The organism is Nitrospira sp., assembly GCA_030692565.1.
Lineage (GTDB): Bacteria > Nitrospirota > Nitrospiria > Nitrospirales > Nitrospiraceae > Nitrospira_D.
The window spans coordinates 16865-33555 of the sequence record JAUYAO010000030.1 but is presented as its reverse complement, the minus strand read 5'-3'; the positions used below and the strand labels follow the sequence as shown (position 1 = coordinate 33555).

At 60.1% G+C, this 16691-nt stretch carries 17 protein-coding genes and 1 tRNA gene; 12 read left to right on the top strand and 6 right to left on the bottom strand.

The window, feature by feature from the left end:
- Positions 1 to 58 precede the first annotated feature (58 nt).
- The 3 genes from malQ to Q8N04_07385 are packed head-to-tail and all read left to right on the top strand — an operon-like array spanning position 59 to position 4950.
- A complete protein-coding gene (gene malQ / locus Q8N04_07395; GenBank protein ID MDP3090482.1) occupies positions 59 to 2311 on the top strand; it encodes a 4-alpha-glucanotransferase in 2253 nt (750 codons plus the stop codon).
- Between the two features lie 60 nt (positions 2312 to 2371).
- Positions 2372 to 3526: an ATP-binding protein gene (locus tag Q8N04_07390; GenBank protein MDP3090481.1), complete on the top strand. Its 1155-nt coding sequence runs from the start codon at positions 2372 to 2374 to the stop codon at positions 3524 to 3526.
- A gap of 8 nt (positions 3527 to 3534) precedes the next feature.
- Positions 3535 to 4950 carry a sigma-54 dependent transcriptional regulator gene (locus Q8N04_07385; protein MDP3090480.1) on the top strand — a complete coding sequence of 472 codons (1416 nt, stop codon included), beginning with the start codon at positions 3535 to 3537 and terminating at the stop codon, positions 4948 to 4950.
- Here the strand turns inward: Q8N04_07385 and Q8N04_07380 are convergent.
- The 6 genes from Q8N04_07380 to Q8N04_07355 all read right to left on the bottom strand — a co-directional run bounded on the left by Q8N04_07380 (position 4945) and on the right by Q8N04_07355 (position 9186).
- Positions 4945 to 5385 carry a hypothetical protein gene (locus Q8N04_07380; GenBank protein ID MDP3090479.1) on the bottom strand — a complete coding sequence of 147 codons (441 nt, stop codon included), beginning with the start codon at positions 5383 to 5385 and terminating at the stop codon, positions 4945 to 4947. The two genes, Q8N04_07385 and Q8N04_07380, sit on opposite strands and share 6 nt — an antisense overlap.
- Complete coding sequence (locus Q8N04_07375) at positions 5382 to 5786, bottom strand: Lrp/AsnC ligand binding domain-containing protein (protein MDP3090478.1); 405 nt, start codon at positions 5784 to 5786, stop codon at positions 5382 to 5384. Before Q8N04_07375 ends, Q8N04_07380 begins: the two co-directional genes overlap by 4 nt.
- A gap of 13 nt (positions 5787 to 5799) precedes the next feature.
- Complete coding sequence (locus Q8N04_07370) at positions 5800 to 7230, bottom strand: hypothetical protein (protein MDP3090477.1); 1431 nt, start codon at positions 7228 to 7230, stop codon at positions 5800 to 5802.
- A 203-nt stretch (positions 7231 to 7433) separates the two neighbouring features.
- Entirely contained in the window at positions 7434 to 7748 is a 315-nt protein-coding gene (locus Q8N04_07365; GenBank protein ID MDP3090476.1) for a hypothetical protein, read from the bottom strand.
- A gap of 48 nt (positions 7749 to 7796) precedes the next feature.
- Positions 7797 to 7873, bottom strand: a tRNA-Arg gene (locus tag Q8N04_07360).
- 77 nt (positions 7874 to 7950) lie between these two features.
- On the bottom strand, positions 7951 to 9186 hold the full coding sequence (locus Q8N04_07355) for a DUF4832 domain-containing protein (GenBank protein ID MDP3090475.1): 1236 nt from the start codon (positions 9184 to 9186) through the stop codon (positions 7951 to 7953).
- A gap of 437 nt (positions 9187 to 9623) precedes the next feature.
- On the opposite strand from Q8N04_07355, the gene ccmA reads away from it, so the two are divergent.
- The 9 genes from ccmA to ccmI are packed head-to-tail and all read left to right on the top strand — an operon-like array spanning position 9624 to position 16597.
- Positions 9624 to 10247 carry a cytochrome c biogenesis heme-transporting ATPase CcmA gene (gene ccmA, locus Q8N04_07350; GenBank protein MDP3090474.1) on the top strand — a complete coding sequence of 208 codons (624 nt, stop codon included), beginning with the start codon at positions 9624 to 9626 and terminating at the stop codon, positions 10245 to 10247.
- Positions 10244 to 10927 (top strand): heme exporter protein CcmB, encoded by a 684-nt coding sequence (gene ccmB, locus Q8N04_07345; GenBank protein ID MDP3090473.1) that lies wholly within the window; start codon positions 10244 to 10246, stop codon positions 10925 to 10927. Before ccmA ends, ccmB begins: the two co-directional genes overlap by 4 nt.
- 10 nt (positions 10928 to 10937) lie before the next feature.
- Positions 10938 to 11681 carry a heme ABC transporter permease CcmC gene (ccmC, locus tag Q8N04_07340; GenBank protein ID MDP3090472.1) on the top strand — a complete coding sequence of 248 codons (744 nt, stop codon included), beginning with the start codon at positions 10938 to 10940 and terminating at the stop codon, positions 11679 to 11681.
- Complete coding sequence (ccmD, locus tag Q8N04_07335) at positions 11681 to 11860, top strand: heme exporter protein CcmD (protein ID MDP3090471.1); 180 nt, start codon at positions 11681 to 11683, stop codon at positions 11858 to 11860. The genes ccmC and ccmD overlap by 1 nt, the downstream gene beginning before the upstream one ends.
- Positions 11857 to 12321, top strand: coding sequence for a cytochrome c maturation protein CcmE (gene ccmE / locus Q8N04_07330; protein ID MDP3090470.1), 465 nt, complete (start codon positions 11857 to 11859; stop codon positions 12319 to 12321). Before ccmD ends, ccmE begins: the two co-directional genes overlap by 4 nt.
- A 22-nt stretch (positions 12322 to 12343) precedes the next feature.
- Entirely contained in the window at positions 12344 to 14335 is a 1992-nt protein-coding gene (locus Q8N04_07325; protein MDP3090469.1) for a heme lyase CcmF/NrfE family subunit, read from the top strand.
- Positions 14332 to 14859 carry a DsbE family thiol:disulfide interchange protein gene (locus Q8N04_07320; protein ID MDP3090468.1) on the top strand — a complete coding sequence of 176 codons (528 nt, stop codon included), beginning with the start codon at positions 14332 to 14334 and terminating at the stop codon, positions 14857 to 14859. Before Q8N04_07325 ends, Q8N04_07320 begins: the two co-directional genes overlap by 4 nt.
- Positions 14856 to 15323, top strand: coding sequence for a cytochrome c-type biogenesis protein CcmH (locus Q8N04_07315; protein MDP3090467.1), 468 nt, complete (start codon positions 14856 to 14858; stop codon positions 15321 to 15323). The genes Q8N04_07320 and Q8N04_07315 overlap by 4 nt, the downstream gene beginning before the upstream one ends.
- Complete coding sequence (gene ccmI / locus Q8N04_07310) at positions 15320 to 16597, top strand: c-type cytochrome biogenesis protein CcmI (protein ID MDP3090466.1); 1278 nt, start codon at positions 15320 to 15322, stop codon at positions 16595 to 16597. The genes Q8N04_07315 and ccmI overlap by 4 nt, the downstream gene beginning before the upstream one ends.
- Positions 16598 to 16691 lie beyond the last annotated feature (94 nt).

The following is a 16691-nucleotide window of genomic DNA, read 5'->3' as shown; positions in this document are numbered from 1 at the left end:
TCTACGGAAACAATAGGATAGCTTGACTTACTGATGGTCGTCACGCACACTCTCCGACATGTACGACCTGCCGGAAGCTGAACTCCTGTACCTTCTTTCCGACCGTGCCGGCATCGCCGCAGATTACCACGACATTGCCGGGACCCGCCATGTGATGACCGATGACACTCGTCGAGCCATTCTTTCGGCCATGGGGTTTCGCGTGGGTGATCGTACCGCGCTGATTGAAGAACTCACCGCCTGGGATCAACGGCCGTGGGTACAGGGCTGCGACCCGGTCTGTGTGGTGCGGACTGGTCAAGCGCCTCGCAACTGGCCGTTGCACGTGCGTTGCGAGCCCTCGGATGACGGGCAGCTTCACGTCCATTGGATGGTGTCCGGCGAAAGTGGCGAAAAGCACGGTGAGTGGAAAGAGGGGCCGGGTCTTCCGATTCATGAAGCGCGGCTGATCCAGAATCGTCGCTATGTCCGGCTGGCGTTTCCCCTGCCGCAGGATCTGTCGATCGGATATTACGATGTGAAAATCTGGGTGCAGGGAGGATCGGCGACGGTCGAACTTCAGTTCCGTCTGATCGTGGCTCCGGCGCGTTGCTATGTCCCTGAATCGTTTCATGCCGGCACGCGGACTTGGGGGCTCGCCCTGCAACTGTACTCGCTGCGCAGCGAACGGAACTGGGGGGTCGGAGATTTTGGAGATTTGTCCACGCTCGTCGAGTGGGCGGGCAGGCAGTTGGGCGCCGGTGTCATCGGGTTGAACCCCTTGCACGCCCTGAAGAACACCAGGCCCTATCACATCAGTCCCTATTCGCCGAGCAGTCGGCTCTATCTCAACGAGCTCTATATCGATATCGACCGGGTGGCTGAAGCCAAGACCACGCCGGATGTGCAGAATCGCCTGGCCGATCCCGCCTTTCGCGCGCAACTCACGAAGGCTCGGACGAGCGAGTATGTGGACTACGAAGCGGTCTCGGCGCTCAAGCGGACGGTGCTGGATCTCTGCTATCGGACCTTTCTGCGTGACAACTTTGAGGGGATGGAGCCGGAGCTGAAGCCGACGACGGCCCGCGGCTGGTTCTTTCATTCCTACGTTCAGCAAGAGGGGACGCCGCTGGCTGAGTATGCGCTCTTTCAGGCGCTCGAAGATGAGCGGCAATTTGTGCAGTCCCGCTCAGTCGTGTGGGCGGATTGGCCGGAAGTCTATCGCGTGCCCACGAGCGACGCGGTCGCCGAATTCAAGCGCCGGCATATGAAGCGGGTGCGGTTCTTTCAGTATGTGCAATGGGTGGCGGCTGAGCAACTGATCGCTGTGGGGTTGCAAGCCGACGAGGCCGGGATGCCGTTGGGTTTGTATCACGACCTCGCGCTGGGCAGTGATCGCTATGGGGCCGACGGATGGCGATTCCAGGAGGTATTGGCGCATCAGGCCGATTGTGGGGCCCCACCCGACGCCTTTGCGCCGGAGGGGCAGAATTGGGGGTTGTCGCCGTCCGATCCGGTGAAGCTGCGCGCCAGCGGCTATCAGTTCTTCATCGAACTGCTCCGGACGAATCTGCGGTACGGCGGGGCGATTCGCATCGATCATGTGATGGCCTTATTCCGGCTCTTTTGGATTCCGCGCGGGATGCCGGCCTCCAAGGGGACCTATGTGCATTATCCGGCGGACGATCTCCTCGCGATTCTCGCGTTAGAGAGCATGCGGGCCAAGACGCTGGTGATCGGCGAAGATCTGGGAACGGTGCCCGATTGGGTGCGTGATCGGCTGGCCGCGGCCGGCGTGCTTTCGTATCGTGTCCTCTATTTCGAACGGAACGGGGACGGCAGTCTGAAGTCCCCTTCGGCCTATCCCGCTCAATCGCTCGGGGTCGTGACGACCCATGATTTGCCGACACTGAGCGGCTACTGGGACGGCACCGATATCGAGACGCGCGTCAGCCTGGGGCTCTGTGCGAGCGAGGAGGCTCGTCGGGGCGCGCTCGCTGAACGGCAAATCGACAAGGCTCGGTTGCTCGCGGCGTTGAAATCCGAGGGCCTCCTGCCGAATGGCCTGTCGGACGATCCGGCACAGAGTCCGGTGATGACCGCGGATCTGACGGCGGCGCTGCATCTCTATCTCGCGCGCACGCCCTCCTGGGTCGTCCTCGCGAACGTGGAAGATGTGCTCGGTCAACGGGCGCAGACCAATGTGCCCGGCACCGTCGATCAGCATCCCAACTGGTCCAGGAAATTGACTGCGACCGTCGAGCAGATGGTGCAGGATTCCCGCTTCGCGTCGCTCGCCGCGCAGTTGCGTTCAGCCCGTCCACTTGTGTAAGAACGAGGGGCGCGCGCGCATCGGTCCTTCTGCCCCTTCCACCGGAGTGAGTGCTGCACGATGAAGACCCGCAATTGGCTGGTGCTGAGCATTGCCGGCGCCTGTTTCCTGACCATCGTCATTATCGAAAAGCTTGCACCGGCAAACGTCGTCGGCGCCTACGGCTATGTGCTGCCCATTCTCCTTGTGGCGATCCTGCGCAATCGGACGCTGATGCTGGTGACGGTGTTGGCCTGCGTGGTAGCGACCTATGCCGGGCTTCTTCAGCCGACGAAGCCGGGCCGCTTTCAATCCGCCGTGATCAATCGCACGGTGGTCGTCGGCGTGTTGCTGATTGTGGCCTATATCGGCATGAGCTGGGAGGAACGGAAGGCCCGGGAAGAAGCGGCCCGCGCCGCGCTGGCCCGGCAAACGGAAAATCTGTTGCGCGCCAATGCGCAGTTGGTCGACGTGAAGGATCAGCTCAACCGGTCTGAACGGCTCGCGGCCGTCGGGCAACTGGTGGCGTCGGTTGCGCATGAGGTGGGCACGCCGTTGCATTCGATCGCCTGGCACGTCCAGGCGTTGGCGGAAGAGCCGACGGTCACGCCGGATATGAAGAAGCGCATCGATGTGATCGACGGGCAGCTGACGCGCGTGGTCGGCATTATTCAGGATCTCTTGTCCTCGACCCGGCAGCGGAAGCCCGATCCCACCTGGTTGCCGGTCGACCATGTCGTGAGTCCTGTGGCGGCGTTGATGGAACCGGCCTTTCAAGCGAAGGGGGTGGCGCTCCGGGTTGAACTCGGGGACGCATTGCCGCTGGTTTGGGCCGATGCCGAAAAGCTGCATCAAGTGCTGGTCAATCTATTTGCCAACGCCATCGCGGCGACGTCGGAGGGCGGGACCGTCACGATCAGTGCCGGTAGTCGAGCGGCCACACCAGAAGAGATCGAAGTGGGCTTGCGTGTGGGGAATGCGACGTTCACCACGATGATCACGATCATCGTCAGTGATACGGGCTCGGGTATGCCGGAGGAGGATCTCCAGAAAGCGTTTACGCCGTTCTTTACGACGAAGGCGATTGGGAAGGGGACCGGTCTGGGGTTGTTCATTAGTCGAGAAACCGTACAGGCGCATGGCGGGACGCTCACGCTGGAGAGCGAAGTAGGGAAAGGGACCAGGGTTGTGATATCGTTGCCCGGACAAAGTGCAGTAGCCACATCACTGATCTAGGGGGCGGAATGCCGGCAGCAAAGATTCTCGTGATCGATGACGACGCCGTGGCCCGCGAACTGCTGGCCGATGCCTTGAAAAAAGACGGGCATGAGGTGGAGTCCTTTTCCAACGGGACGGATGCGCTGGCTCGCGGGCAACAGACGGTGTTCGACCTCGTGCTCACGGATATTCGCATGGGGACCGTGGATGGACTGACTGTCTTGCGGGAGTTCAAACGGTTCAGCCCGGATACTTCCATCGTTCTGCTCACGGCGTTCGGATCATTGGAGGGAGCGATCGAGGGAATCAAGCAGGGGGCCTTCGATTATCTGGCCAAGCCCTTTCGAAAGGAAGAGGTAAAGCTCGTTGTTCAGCGCGCGCTCGACCATTGCAAATTAGTGAGGGAAAACAAGCGCTTCAGAGTGGAACTGAAAGAAAAAGAAGAGTGGTCTCCATTGGTCGGAAGCAGTCCGGCCATGCTGGATGTCTATAAGCTGGTGGCTCGCGTCTCGGAGAGCCGCAGCACCGTGTTGCTCCAGGGAGAAAGCGGGACCGGGAAAGAACTCATTGCCCGGGCGATTCATGCCAATAGCCCACGGCGAGACAAGCCCTTCATTCCGGTGAATTGCGGCGCCTTGCCCGACACGCTGCTGGAGTCCGAGATGTTCGGCCATGAGAAGGGGGCCTTCACCGGCGCGGTGGGACTGAAGGCCGGCCTGTTTGAAGCGGCGACGGGTGGGACGCTGTTTCTCGATGAGATCGGCGAACTCGGGCCGGCGCTGCAAGTGAAGCTGCTGCGAGTCATGCAGGATCAGGAAGTCCGGCGCGTGGGAGGCACGACGTCCGTCAAAGTCGACGTTCGCATCATTGCCGCGACGAATCGCGATCTGGAGCAACTCGTTAAAGAAGACAAGTTTCGAGACGATCTGTTTTATCGCTTGAACGTAGTGCGGATAACCCTGCCTTCGCTGGTGGACCGCAAAGAAGATATTCCGATGCTGGCCCACCATTTTCTCCAGAAGTATGTCGGCGGGACGCCGTCAGGGGTGCGCGGATTTCTGCCGGAAACGATGGCGTTGCTCAAGGAGTATCGGTGGCCGGGCAATGTGCGGGAGCTGGAGAACGCGGTGGAGCGCGCGGTGTCGTTGAGCCACGGCCCCTTAGTCACGCCGGACGATTTGCCGGAAAGTATCCGGACTGCTGCGCAGGTGGACGCGAAAGCCCCCGCAGCGCCTGAAGGGGATGAGGTCTGTCTGACGCTCGAAGAAGTGGAAAAGCGGCATCTGATCCGTGTCCTGAAGGAAATGAAGGGGAACAAGGTGAAGGCGGCCAAGATCCTGGGCATCGACCGCCGGACACTCTACCGGATGGCGGAACGGTTCGGACTTGATTTGGGGGACGATCCCGAGGCCGGTGACAAAGAGCCGGCAGAGAAGTTATAGCAAGTGCAGGACGTTCTTGATGAGCCGCAATTGATTGTCGGCACCTTGGGGCAACGCGCTGGGAACCTGATCCCAGCTGGTAAAGATCCCGTCTTTTCCCTCTGACCGCACTTCCAACTTGAGTGCAGTGTTCTGCTCATCAGCGGCTGTCACCGTCGCATTCACCCGGCTCTTGATCGTGCCGAAGCGCCAGCGATAGAGCCAGTTCCAGGGGCCATGCATTTCTTCCCGATAGCTGGTTTCCAACGTGGAGTCATTCTTCCAGTCGACATCGTAGCCGCCGTCGGTGAGGACCTGTGTGAGGGCGGTTTTGACGGTATCGAGCGGGGCTGCCAGGCGAGTGTCGATGAGATCGGTCGGAAGGGGATGGGGCGCTCCGCTGCAACCGATCATCAGCGCTATGGTTGCGAGGAGGAGGCCTGTTCGCAGAATCATTTGGCGTTGCTTTCCGGTGTACGGTAGACGAGGTGCGTATCGGTTTGCGTCACGCCTTCAATGCCATGAATCTTGCTCAGGACCAGCTGTGTCAGTGCATCCTGATCGGCCACGTCGGCGACGACAATGATGTCCGGTTTTCCCCAACAAGGATCAATGGTCTTGATCGCTTTGATCTGCCCCAGCGCCTTCACGACGCTGGACGTCAATCCGGGACTCACATTGATCATGATGTAGGCCCGGTCGGACATCAGGGGCGCTCCCGCGTTTGGCGCGTGAATCGTAAAGGGAATAGCCGGTGGACCGGGCTGCGGCTCACCGTAGCGAACTCCCTGCGGCGGTGTCAATACGGACGTGGCGCGGGCGGAGGAGGCAGCGACGGATTTTGGTTTTCTTGGCATAGTTGTTCGGGTCTCACTTCGGCGCGACGAGGACGTCCACAGTGAAGGCGTCGCTCACGCTGGTTAGGTCCGTTTCGAGCCGCGTCGGACTGCCGATGCGCCCCTCCGGATCGTAAATAAAACAGAACAAGTGGACACAGGGGTGACGCGAGGCGTAGTGGGCGGCGTCGGCGGCAACCTGCTCGGCCAACTCCTTGGTGGTCAGGCCGGAGCGGGTTTTCTTGGCGACCACGGCAAGGCGGTCCCGATTCAAGAGCAGGGTCGTGCGCGTCGAGCCGCCGGCGTAAGGCGGCGTCCATTCATCGGCGCCCACTTCATCGAATTCCAATTTCAACAACGCGCACAGCAAATCTTGCAGATCGTAGTCGTCTTCCACTTCCAGCGTCGTGCGATAGTCCTTCCGCAAGCGGAGTTGCCGGGCTACGGCGTGAAAGCGCAGGCAGACCTTCCGGAGTGCATCGACCGGATCCGCCGTGGGCGGTTCTCTGCGTGTTACGACGGCGGGCGCGGCCGGTGTCGGAGTCGGATGTGGCAAGGGGACCGGAGATGGCGGTGGCGCTATGACGGATGCGGCCGGTGCGCTGGGTTGATCGGGCGGCTTCTGCAAGCTCTCGCTTGAAGAGATCTGGGTCGCCGGTGTCGGTGATGCCAATGGGGAGGAGAAGGCTCCGACCAGTGGCTGAGGAGGAGTGATTGCATGGAGCGGTGCAGTCGGTGCTGGTGCGAGGGGCGCGATAGGCTCCTGCCTGGTGGCTGGGGCCGCGGCCGCAGGTATTGATGCCGGGGCCTGTGCTGGTGCTGCCGGTTGTGGATCGGGAGGCATGGTGCGAAAGCGAGCCGACTCAAGATGGCTTGGCGGAATCGCCGGCGTCGGTGGTTGAACCGGCGCAGGCGGTGTGATCACAGGTGTTTGCGGGGGCGGCGCGGTTGGCTGGCTCAAATTGGTCGTGATGGCGACGGACATCGTGACCGGCGGCGTACTCCCCGGCGTGGATTGAGCCATCGTAATCTGTGCCGATGGCGTCGCGGGAGGCACTAAGGTCATCTGTGGCGGGCCGGAAGCGGCGGGAGTCTGTCCGGCCTCAGGCGCCGGCGTCGCAGGAGCAAGGCCTTGCAACTCCAGTTTCTTGCGTTCCAACGCCGTGATGAATGATTTCACCAGGTGCACACTCTGCGTCGTTTCAGCCGGAGTGGAGATCTTGAGCTTGTGCGCGCGGTGCGCCTCATATTCCGGAGAGCGCTCGCCGAACAATCGGCGAACGGTTTCACGAATCTGCAACTCGGCTTTAGCGCGCGCGCCGTCGCGATAGGGAAAGCCCTCCCGGCTGAAGTCTTCAATCGAGGTCAGAATGTTCTGAAAGGTGGCGAGCCCCTGCGTGATCTCTTCGATCGCGGCGGTCTTCGAACGTGTGCGGGGAGACTCTGCGGAGCGTGTGCGTGCCATACGATTGAACGAAGCTTAGCCCAGGGTCCGCACCCTGGCAAGAAAACGAGGGATTCCTGCCGAGGAGGGATCGAACAAAATGAGATTGATGCGCGCCGGGCCGTGTATCTGTTTCGCCTTGGGCGTCGACGACTTAGCGCGCTTTTCTCGTCAAGGACGGTCAGAAAATGATGCTGTCCGGTCAGTCGCCCAGGCAGGATCGGTCACGAACATTTGTGCGCGCTGCGTTTCTCGATATAGGCGTCTTTGTATGACCATTGGCAGGCGATGCCTTTGGGGTCGAAGGTCATGGTGATGGTGCCCACACTGTTGGGAGCCCACGTCACCGGCCATTCACAGGCTTCTCCGCCTGATTTGAACGTATGGCAGCGTGTGGGAATGCCCTGGTCTTTCACCCGGTCGTCTTTGGTGGTGCCGATCCACGTATTCCACGACTCATCGGATTTTCCATAGACTGCCTCGGCGCAGCCATAGAGCGAGGTGCACACGGCAAGAAGAACCAGTAGTCTGCCCATCATCGATGCTCCTTCGAATGGATCACGCGCGTGGAACGAGTACGTGTGGGTTGGTGCCCCCGATACGAATTGAACGTACGACCTTCGGTTTAGGAAACCGCTGCTCTATCCAACTGAGCTACGGGGGCATGGCGTGAATCTAGCGCACTTCTGAAAGGGGTGCAAGCGAAGGCCACCAGGGGCGTGGCATCGCGATGCGCCGTGGTTATTCATCGATGGTGATCGTGGAGAGCGCGTACCAGCCGTCTGGACGTTTGCCTTCGATCGCGAGCTCGACGAGCGCTGATCCGCCGGTTTCATGCAGGACGGCGACATCCAGCCGATAGATTCCTGACGCAATCTGGGCAGGGATTCTCAGGGTATCCTCAATCTGGTAGCGCGTGCCTGGCAGCCATTGCTTTACGTCGGCGTTGCTGGTCCATTGGGCGACGACATCGTCGGTCGCATTCCTCAGCCGGAACGCGAGCGGCCAGGGCCGGTAGACGGGTGCTACGCCGATGTTTTCCCATTCGGTCTGAAGCGTCCAGGCCGGACCCACCCTGACTTCCGCCGGGTGGCTGAGGGTTCGCAGCACCAGCCGATAGCCGATCTTCTTGAGGAACTCATTGACCTTGGGCCGCCAGCGGGCCGGCACCGGAGAGGACTTCGCGTTCAGGACGGAGATATGCCAATCCAGCCCTTGTTGCAGAATGCGATCGATGTCGAAGCCCTTGTCTTCCCAATCCTGCATGACGCCGCAGACTTCAAACTGCACCGGCCCGCGGGTCCATGCGGCGGCAATGACCGGATCCTGGAGCACCGGCGGATAGGCGTGCTCCATATGATTCCAGTCAGGGCCAAAGTAGCCATAGTCGCCGAAGCAGTCTCCTCGCCACCCTGCTCCGCGCCCGGTGGCATACAGAAGTTGCCCGTTGTGCAGCATGACTAACGGGACCTGCGGGAAATATTTAAAATACCAATCGGTGATCGCGATCTGGGCGTCTTCCGTAGGAAAGTATTGTCGGCACTGTCGTTCTACACCTTGGCAGCAAGCCATATTCCATTCGCCCCAGCATCCGATCGATCCGATATCCACATGATCGATGTCCGGCGATCGGCCGTAGCGCGCGCCCAAGGCCTTGATGAGTTGTTCATGATAGTCGAGAAAGATGGGGTTGTTGTAATCGGGGAAGCGGCCGCCGCCGACGGCAATGGCGGGGACGCCTTTTGCCAGCAGCCAGGCCGGAGACCCGGAACGATATTCGGACATGACGCGGAATGCCAGCCGCTCTCCTTTGGCTTTGGCCAGCTCGATGGTGCGATCAATCAGATCGAAGGCGTACTGGCCTTCCGCCGGTTCGAGGTCGGCCCAGGACCAGCGGAAGTAGGCCACGGTCGAGCGCGGATAGGTGCCGGGCGCGGGCGGGTGGTCGAATCCGAAATGAAAATCGGCGAAGCCCATTCCCGGGTTATAAAGGGTATCTGTAATTTCCAGAGGGTAGAGGGTCACTCTCTGTATGCGGGAGAGCTCTGCTATCTCCTTCTTGGAAGGCCCGACGCACGACGTGCCGGTTATCAAGAGGGCTACCAATATGAGGGGTAACGCAAGGCGCATTTGATTCATCGGTTCACCGGTTCCTTCTCTACAGCCGAATCCTTCTGGTGTCGGGTTTGACATGGAAAACTGTATCGATACGGTACCTGAGCCTTCTGTCAGGCTCAAGTCTGTCTGTGTCATGATCCGATGCGGAGAGGACCGGCTCGGCCATCTCAAGACTATCCACCAGGGGCTCGCTTTGCTTCTTGCAAGCGCTCTACGGCCCAGGCAATATCTGTCTGTTGACCGCGGGGGAGTGTCTGCGTCTTGGCGAGGGTGTTCCGTTCCGTTGGACCACACTGATGATGCTTGAAACAATTGATCTCGCCTGTGCGCGCGGGGAGCGTGAACTGTTTTCCGGCCTCACGGTCACGGTGACACCAGGACTCCTCATCGCGATTGTGGGGGAGAACGGCAGCGGGAAATCGAGCCTGCTTCGCATGCTGTCCGGCCTGCTCCCCAGAGAGCGAGGGATAATCCGATGGAACGGCGCCGATATTGACGAATTGAACGATGACTACAGGCGGCAGCTGACGTATCTCGGCCATCTCAATGGCATCAAGGACGATTTGACGCCGATTGAAAATCTGCAGATCTCCGCTGAATTATTCGGGGACGACCGGTCGGCGACATCCGCCCGCGGGGCGTTGCAGGCGGTGGGGCTGGGCCGGCAGACACAGTCGTTACCGACGCGGGTGCTCTCCCAAGGGCAGAAACGCAGGGTGGCGCTGGCTCGACTGTGGTTGTCCAAACGGCCTCTGTGGATTTTGGATGAACCGTTTGCCGCCTTGGACGATGTAGGAACCGCGTTGCTGACCGAGCAGCTGTCGCGCCATCTGGTGGCCGGCGGGATGGCCGTGGTGGCGACGCACCAAGCCGTCGGGGTTCGTGAAGAGTCACTCTGTTCGCTGAGGCTGCCCGGATGAACCAGGCTGGGCTGGGTGCGGTGGTTCAGGCGATAGTCAGGCGAGACCTGCTCTTGGCGTTTCGGCGGCAGGCCGATGTGATGACGACGGTGTTTTTCTTCGTGATCGTGGCGAGTCTGTTTCCTCTTGGCGTCAGTCCGGAGCCCGCGGTGTTGCGGATGATCGCTCCGGGTGTGCTCTGGGTGGCTGCCGTGCTCTCCTGTTTGTTGTCCCTGGGCCGGGTCTTTACGGCAGACCACCAGGACGGCGTGTTAGAACAAATGGTGTTGATTCCGCATCCGCTGGCGGTGCTGGTGTTGGCCAAGGTCTTTGCCCATTGGATTGTTTCAGGGGTGCCGGTCGTCGTGCTGTCGCTGTTGCTCGGCGTGCAGTTCGGTTTGGAGGGAGAGGCGCTGGCCGTGCTCGCGCTGTCCCTTCTTCTCGGCACGCCGACATTGAGTCTGATTGGTTCCATCGGTGCCGCACTGACGCTGGGTGTCCGTGGCAGCGGGATGTTGGTGGCGTTGCTTGTGTTGCCGTTGTTCATTCCGGTCTTAATTTTCGGTGCGGGCGCGGTGAGCGGCACCCTGTCTGGAATCGGGGCCGAGGCCAATCTCTCGCTGCTCGGGGCTTATTTGATGGCGGCGATTCCGCTGGCTCCCTGGGCTGCGGCGGCCGCGGTGCGCATTGCGGTAGAGTAAGCAGGAACGTATGAGCGAATCCCGCATCACATGGTCGAAATATTCCTCGCCGCAGGCGCTGTATCCGCTTGCCGGGACACTCATTCCCTGGTGCGCGAGCGCGGCGATCTTCTTTATGGCGGCAGGGCTCTACCTCGGGTTCTTTGTGGCGCCGACCGACTTTCAACAGGGGGACGCCTATCGCATTATCTTCGTGCATGTGCCGGCGGCCTGGATGTCCATGTTTCTCTATGTGGTGATGGCGCTCTGGGCCGGTCTCGGCTTGGGACTAAAGGCGCGTCCATCGTTTATGATGGCGCAAGCGATCGCTCCGACCGGCGCGATGTTTACCTTTGTGGCGCTTCTCACCGGTGCTTTGTGGGGCAAGCCGACCTGGGGCGCCTGGTGGGTCTGGGATGCGCGGCTCACCTCTGAGTTGATTCTCCTATTTCTGTATCTGGGGGTGCTGCTGCTGCATGCCTCCATCGATGATCTTCGGCGGGCGGACCGGGCGAGCGCCCTGTTTGCGTTGGTCGGCGTCGTCAATGTGCCGATCATCTACTTTTCCGTGCGCTGGTGGAACACGCTGCACCAAGGCGCATCCGTCAGCATGACGGCGGCGCCGAAGATGGCCGCGACGATGTTGACGGCGATGGGTATCATGGCGCTGGGTTTTTGGATGTATAGCGCCGTGGTTACGCTGATGCGTGTCCGGTGCATCATTCTTGAGCGTGAGCGGAACGCTTCGTGGGTGCAGACAGAGAGGGTCTCCTGATGCAGTGGAACAGCTTCAATGAGTTTCTTGCGATGGGCGGGTATGGAGTTTATGTCTGGCCGTCATTCGGGGTGACGGCGCTCTGCCTGATCTGGGAAGTTCTGATCCTTCGTCGTCGGCATGCTGCGGCCCGCACCGCACTGAGTCAATCGGTTGTCTCTACGGGAGTGGCATCATGACGCCACGGCAAAAGCGATTTTCAATGATTGGATTTGGCTTGGTGGCGCTGGGGATTGCGTCGGCCTTAGTGCTGAACGCGTTCAATAGCAACCTCGTGTTCTTCTTTACGCCCACGCAGGTGGCCAATGGGGAAGTGCCGAAAGGGCAAAGCTTTCGCATCGGCGGAATGGTCGAGGCCGGGACGCTCACGCGTGAGAACGACGGTTTGACGGTCCATTTCGTCATGAGTGATACGGTAAAACGTGTCCCGGTTACATATAAGGGCATCCTCCCGGATCTGTTTAAAGAAGGGAAGGGTGCGGTCGCGCAGGGGAGGCTTTCGTCGGAGGGAACCTTCGTGGCTAGTGAAGTGCTCGCCAAACACGACGAGAACTATATGCCGCCCGAAGCCGCCGAGGCGATGGCCAAGGCCAAGGCGGCCGGGAAGCAGAGCAGCAACACGCTTGTAGTCACTCCATAAGAGAGATAGAGGATATACCTGCATGATTCCTGAAATCGGCCAGTTTGCATTGATCCTGGCGCTCTGTGTCGCAGCCGTGCAGGGCACCGTCCCGATTTACGGGGCAGCATCCGGCAATGCATCACTGATGGCGGTCGCGAAACCCGCTGCACGCGGGCAGTTTCTGTTGGTGCTCATCGCCTTCTGTTGTCTGGGCTATGCATTTGCCCAGAAAGACTTTTCGGTGCTCTACGTGGCGGCGAACGCCAATTCAAAGTTACCGCTCCATTATCGTCTGGCTGCCATTTGGGGAGCCCATGAAGGCTCGCTCCTCTTGTGGACCTTCATCCTGACGCTCTGGATGATGGCGGTCACGCTCTTCTCAAAACATCTCCCGGAAGCGATGCGGGCGCGGATTCTCGGCGTGATGGGCTTGGTGAGCCTGGGGTTTCTCTTGTTCATGTTGACGGTCTCGAACCCCTTCGAGCGATTGATCCCGGCCGCGCCTGATGGCCGCGATCTGAATCCGTTGCTCCAGGATCCCGGTATGGTTATGCATCCGCCGATGCTCTATATGGGGTATGTGGGTTTTTCTGTCGCGTTCGCTTTTGCCATCGCCGCGTTGCTGGGCGGCAATCTGGATGCAGCCTGGGCCCGGTGGTCTCGTCCCTGGACGACCGTCGCCTGGTGTTTTCTGACGGTCGGGATCGCGTTAGGCAGCGGATGGGCCTATTACGAGTTGGGTTGGGGCGGGTGGTGGTTCTGGGATCCGGTTGAAAATGCGTCCTTCATGCCCTGGTTGGCAGGAACCGCGCTGATGCACTCGCTTGCCGTGACTGACAAGCGGGGTGGGTTCAAAGTCTGGACGGTCCTGCTGGCGATCCTGGCCTTCTCGCTCAGTTTGCTCGGTACATTCCTCGTACGTTCCGGGGTCTTGACCTCGGTTCATGCGTTCGCGACTGATCCGAAGCGCGGGCTGTTTATTCTTGTCTTTCTCGCGGTCGTCATCGGCGGATCGTTGTTGCTCTATGCGTGGCGTGCGCCGCGTGTGGGCCTGGGGGGCGGGTTCGAACTGGTCTCGCGCGAAGCGATGCTGCTGGCGAATAATGTTCTCTTGGTCGTCGCCATGGGCTCGGTGTTGCTGGGGACGTTGTATCCGTTGTTTCTGGACGCGTTGGGCCTCGGGAAAATTTCGGTGGGCCCTCCATATTTCGATACGGTCTTTGTTCCTCTCATGACCCCCGCCATTTTTCTGATGGGGGTCGGTCCACTGGCCCAATGGAAGAAAGCAAGTCTGCCGGCTCTGGCGCTGCGGCTGCGCTGGGCGTTCGGCGCCAGCGTCGTTACCGCACTGCTGCTGCCGTTTATCCTGGGGAAATGGACGCCACTGCTTAGCCTCGGTTTGTTGTTGGCGCTGTGGATTGTGACAACGGCCGTCGTGAATGTGCGTGAGAGACTGACCCATCTTGAGGGGGCCAGTCTTACGAGTCGTCTCGCGTCGGTTCCGCGTTCCTATTGGGGCATGATCCTGGCGCATTGCGGGATTGCCGTCTTCATCGTCGGGGTGACGATGGTGAAGGGGTTTGAGGTCGAGCAAGATCTTCGGATGAACGTGGGCGAGTCTGCCATGATCGGCGGCTATACGTTTCAGTTCGAGGGCGCGAAGGATTATGTGGGGCCGAACTATATTGCGGCACGCGGCACGTTTCGCGTGACGAAGGATGGCCGTGACGTGACGACCATGTATCCGGAGAAACGCCGGTATCTGGTGCAGAGCCAGACCATGACGGAGGCGGCGATCGATTCAGGGCTATTACGAGACTTGTACGTTTCGTTGGGGGAACCACTTGAGGCCGGGGCCTGGAGCGTGCGGCTCTACCACAAACCGTTTATCGACTGGATCTGGGGCGGCTGCTTGATCATGGCTTTCGGCGGAGTCTTGGCGATCACCGATCGCCGCTATCGCCTTGCCTGGCGCCGTGAACAAGAGGCAGCGCCCGCTGTCTCTCAACCGGTCGGAGCGCCGATTGTATGAAGCGGTTCTTGCTCCCGCTGGCAATCTTTGTGGTGATGGTGGGATTTCTCGCGGTTGGCTTGACCTTGAACCCGCGCGAAGTCCCGTCACCGCTTGTGGGGAAAGCGGCCCCTGACTTTTCATTGCCTCAGCTGCATGAGTCCGACAAGGTGTTTTCGCCGAAAGAGCTGGCGGGCCAAGTCTGGTTGCTGAACTTCTGGGCCTCTTGGTGCAACGGGTGTAAGGAAGAACATCCGACCCTGATGCAACTAGCAAAATCAGGCGAAGTTCCGATCTACGGGGCGGATTATAAGGATACTCGGGAGGAAGCGCTCACCTGGTTGCGGCGGTGGGGTAATCCGTACCGATTGGTGGCCGTCGACGAAGCGGGCCGGGTGGGTATCAATTATGGCGTGTACGGAGTTCCCGAGACCTACGTGATCGATAAGGCAGGGAAGATTCGGTATAAGCAGATCGGGCCGGTGGATCAGGACGTTTTGGAAAAAAAGATTCTTCCTCTTGTGCGGGAGCTGCAGCAGCAATGATGCGAGTTTGGACGTTGATTCTGGCGCTGGCAATCCCCGGTCTGGTGGCCGCCCAAGAAGCGCGCCCGCTGGCAGAGAACCCGCAAGCTGAGGCCCGGCTCAAGGCGCTCGCGGTCGAGTTGCGTTGCCTGGTCTGCCAAAACCAAACGTTGGCGGACTCCAATGCCCCGTTGGCTGAAGATCTGCGTCGGGAAGTGCGCGAAATGATCGCGAAGAATATGAGCGATCAGGAGATCATCGATTTCCTTGTTGAACGCTACGGCGATTTCGTTTTGTATCGCCCCCCGTTACGAGCCACGACGACGTTGCTCTGGATCGGACCATTTCTTCTCCTTGCCATTGCAGGCGCGGCGTTGGTCCTGGCAGTTCGGCGGAGGCAGAAGACGCTTCCTGAAGTGGTAGTGTCCGATGCCGACCATGAACGCGTAGAACAGTTGTTGTCCGATGGAGCCAAACACCCATGATCGTGACTTTTTGGCTTGTAGCCTCCGGCTTGATGGTCGTCGTCCTTGGTCTGCTGCTCTGGCCGTTGGTGCGTCGTACGCACACGGTCGCCGCAGGGGAGCAGGAGAAGCGGCTGTCCGTGTATCGACAGCAGTTTGTTGAGTTGGCGCTGGATCACAAGAACGGCGTGTTGACCGATGAGCAATTTCAGATTGCCCGCCGTGAGATGGATCGTCGTGTTCTCGATGAGACCGGCAGCGCTGAGCTCCCGGCGGCCGAATCCAGGCCTCAGCTGAATAGCAAGGCCGTCGCTGTGGCGCTCGGTCTGATTATCCCTGCTGTCAGCGTCTTGTTGTACGTTAAGCTCGGCAATCCCCTGGCTATTACCCATCCCGGTTCATCGGCGGCTATCCAGGGGAGTGGGGATGGAGACCATCTGTCGGTGAGTGGATTGGATGCACTGACTGAACGGCTGAAGGCCAAACTCGAACAGAATCCCACCGACGGTGTGGGATGGGCCTTGCTCGCTCGGGCGTATGTGGAGTTGGGGCGCCATCAAGAAGCGGTGCCGATCTATGAAAAGGCCATGCAACTGATTCCCGAAGACGCACAAATGCTAGCGGACTATGCCGATGCGTTAGGCGTGCTGAACGGACGGAAATTAGAGGGAAGGCCGGAGGCCTTGATACAGCAGGCCCTCAAAGCCGATCCCCGCAATGTTAAAGCTCTCATGTTGGCCGGGACGGTTGCCTACAACCACAACGAGTTTGGTCGCGCCGCTTCATACTGGGAAGAAGCGCGCGCCCATCTCCCTCCAGCGACGGATCCAGAGGCAATCCAAGAAATCATGGCCGGGATTGCCGAAGCGAGAGAACGTGCGGGTGGTCGCCAGGCAGCGACGGTTGTCACGCCATCAGCGCCGGCGAAGGCGACTGCGCCGGCTGGACTGTCCTTGGCTATCAGCGGACAGGTGACGATCTCCCCAGGCCTTGCGGCCAAGGGGGCATCGACCGACACGCTCTTTGTGTTCGCCAAAGATATGAACGGCCCGCCGATGCCGGTGTCGATCGTGCGCGCGACGAGAAAAGATTTACCGTTCACATTTCGACTCGATGATTCGACCAGCCCCATGCCGTCGAGAAAACTGTCCGACATGGGGACGGTCGTCATCGTGGCGCGTCTGTCGAAATCCGGCGAGGCCATGCCGAAGAGCGGCGATCTTCAGGGGATGAGTGCGCCGATGAAGCCCGGAGCCAGTGGCGTCGCCATTGTCATCGATCAGGAAATTCCCTAGCGCAGATTATCCCGCCGATCGTTTCTCCAGTTAAAGATCAACCGAATCAGCTTCAGCGGGAATATCGTCGGCGACAGCTATGTGCGGTGGTTGA

Bases quoted from the DNA above. Each gene is read 5' to 3' on its own strand.
- ccmE (MDP3090470.1), top strand. From the start codon at position 11,857: ATGACGCCACGGCAAAAGCGATTTTCAATGATTGGATTTGGCTTGGTG.
- ccmB (MDP3090473.1), top strand. From the start codon at position 10,244: ATGAACCAGGCTGGGCTGGGTGCGGTGGTTCAGGCGATAGTCAGGCGA.
- ccmI (MDP3090466.1), top strand. From the start codon at position 15,320: ATGATCGTGACTTTTTGGCTTGTAGCCTCCGGCTTGATGGTCGTCGTC.
- Q8N04_07320 (MDP3090468.1), top strand. From the start codon at position 14,332: ATGAAGCGGTTCTTGCTCCCGCTGGCAATCTTTGTGGTGATGGTGGGA.
- Q8N04_07325 (MDP3090469.1), top strand. From the start codon at position 12,344: ATGATTCCTGAAATCGGCCAGTTTGCATTGATCCTGGCGCTCTGTGTC.
- Q8N04_07365 (MDP3090476.1), bottom strand. From the start codon at position 7,748: ATGATGGGCAGACTACTGGTTCTTCTTGCCGTGTGCACCTCGCTCTAT.
- Q8N04_07385 (MDP3090480.1), top strand. From the start codon at position 3,535: ATGCCGGCAGCAAAGATTCTCGTGATCGATGACGACGCCGTGGCCCGC.
- ccmD (MDP3090471.1), top strand. From the start codon at position 11,681: ATGCAGTGGAACAGCTTCAATGAGTTTCTTGCGATGGGCGGGTATGGA.
- Q8N04_07375 (MDP3090478.1), bottom strand. From the start codon at position 5,786: ATGCCAAGAAAACCAAAATCCGTCGCTGCCTCCTCCGCCCGCGCCACG.
- Q8N04_07355 (MDP3090475.1), bottom strand. From the start codon at position 9,186: ATGGGCTTCGCCGATTTTCATTTCGGATTCGACCACCCGCCCGCGCCC.
- Q8N04_07370 (MDP3090477.1), bottom strand. From the start codon at position 7,230: ATGGCACGCACACGCTCCGCAGAGTCTCCCCGCACACGTTCGAAGACC.
- Q8N04_07315 (MDP3090467.1), top strand. From the start codon at position 14,856: ATGATGCGAGTTTGGACGTTGATTCTGGCGCTGGCAATCCCCGGTCTG.
- Q8N04_07380 (MDP3090479.1), bottom strand. From the start codon at position 5,385: ATGATTCTGCGAACAGGCCTCCTCCTCGCAACCATAGCGCTGATGATC.
- Q8N04_07390 (MDP3090481.1), top strand. From the start codon at position 2,372: ATGAAGACCCGCAATTGGCTGGTGCTGAGCATTGCCGGCGCCTGTTTC.
- ccmA (MDP3090474.1), top strand. From the start codon at position 9,624: ATGATGCTTGAAACAATTGATCTCGCCTGTGCGCGCGGGGAGCGTGAA.
- ccmC (MDP3090472.1), top strand. From the start codon at position 10,938: ATGAGCGAATCCCGCATCACATGGTCGAAATATTCCTCGCCGCAGGCG.
- malQ (MDP3090482.1), top strand. From the start codon at position 59: ATGTACGACCTGCCGGAAGCTGAACTCCTGTACCTTCTTTCCGACCGT.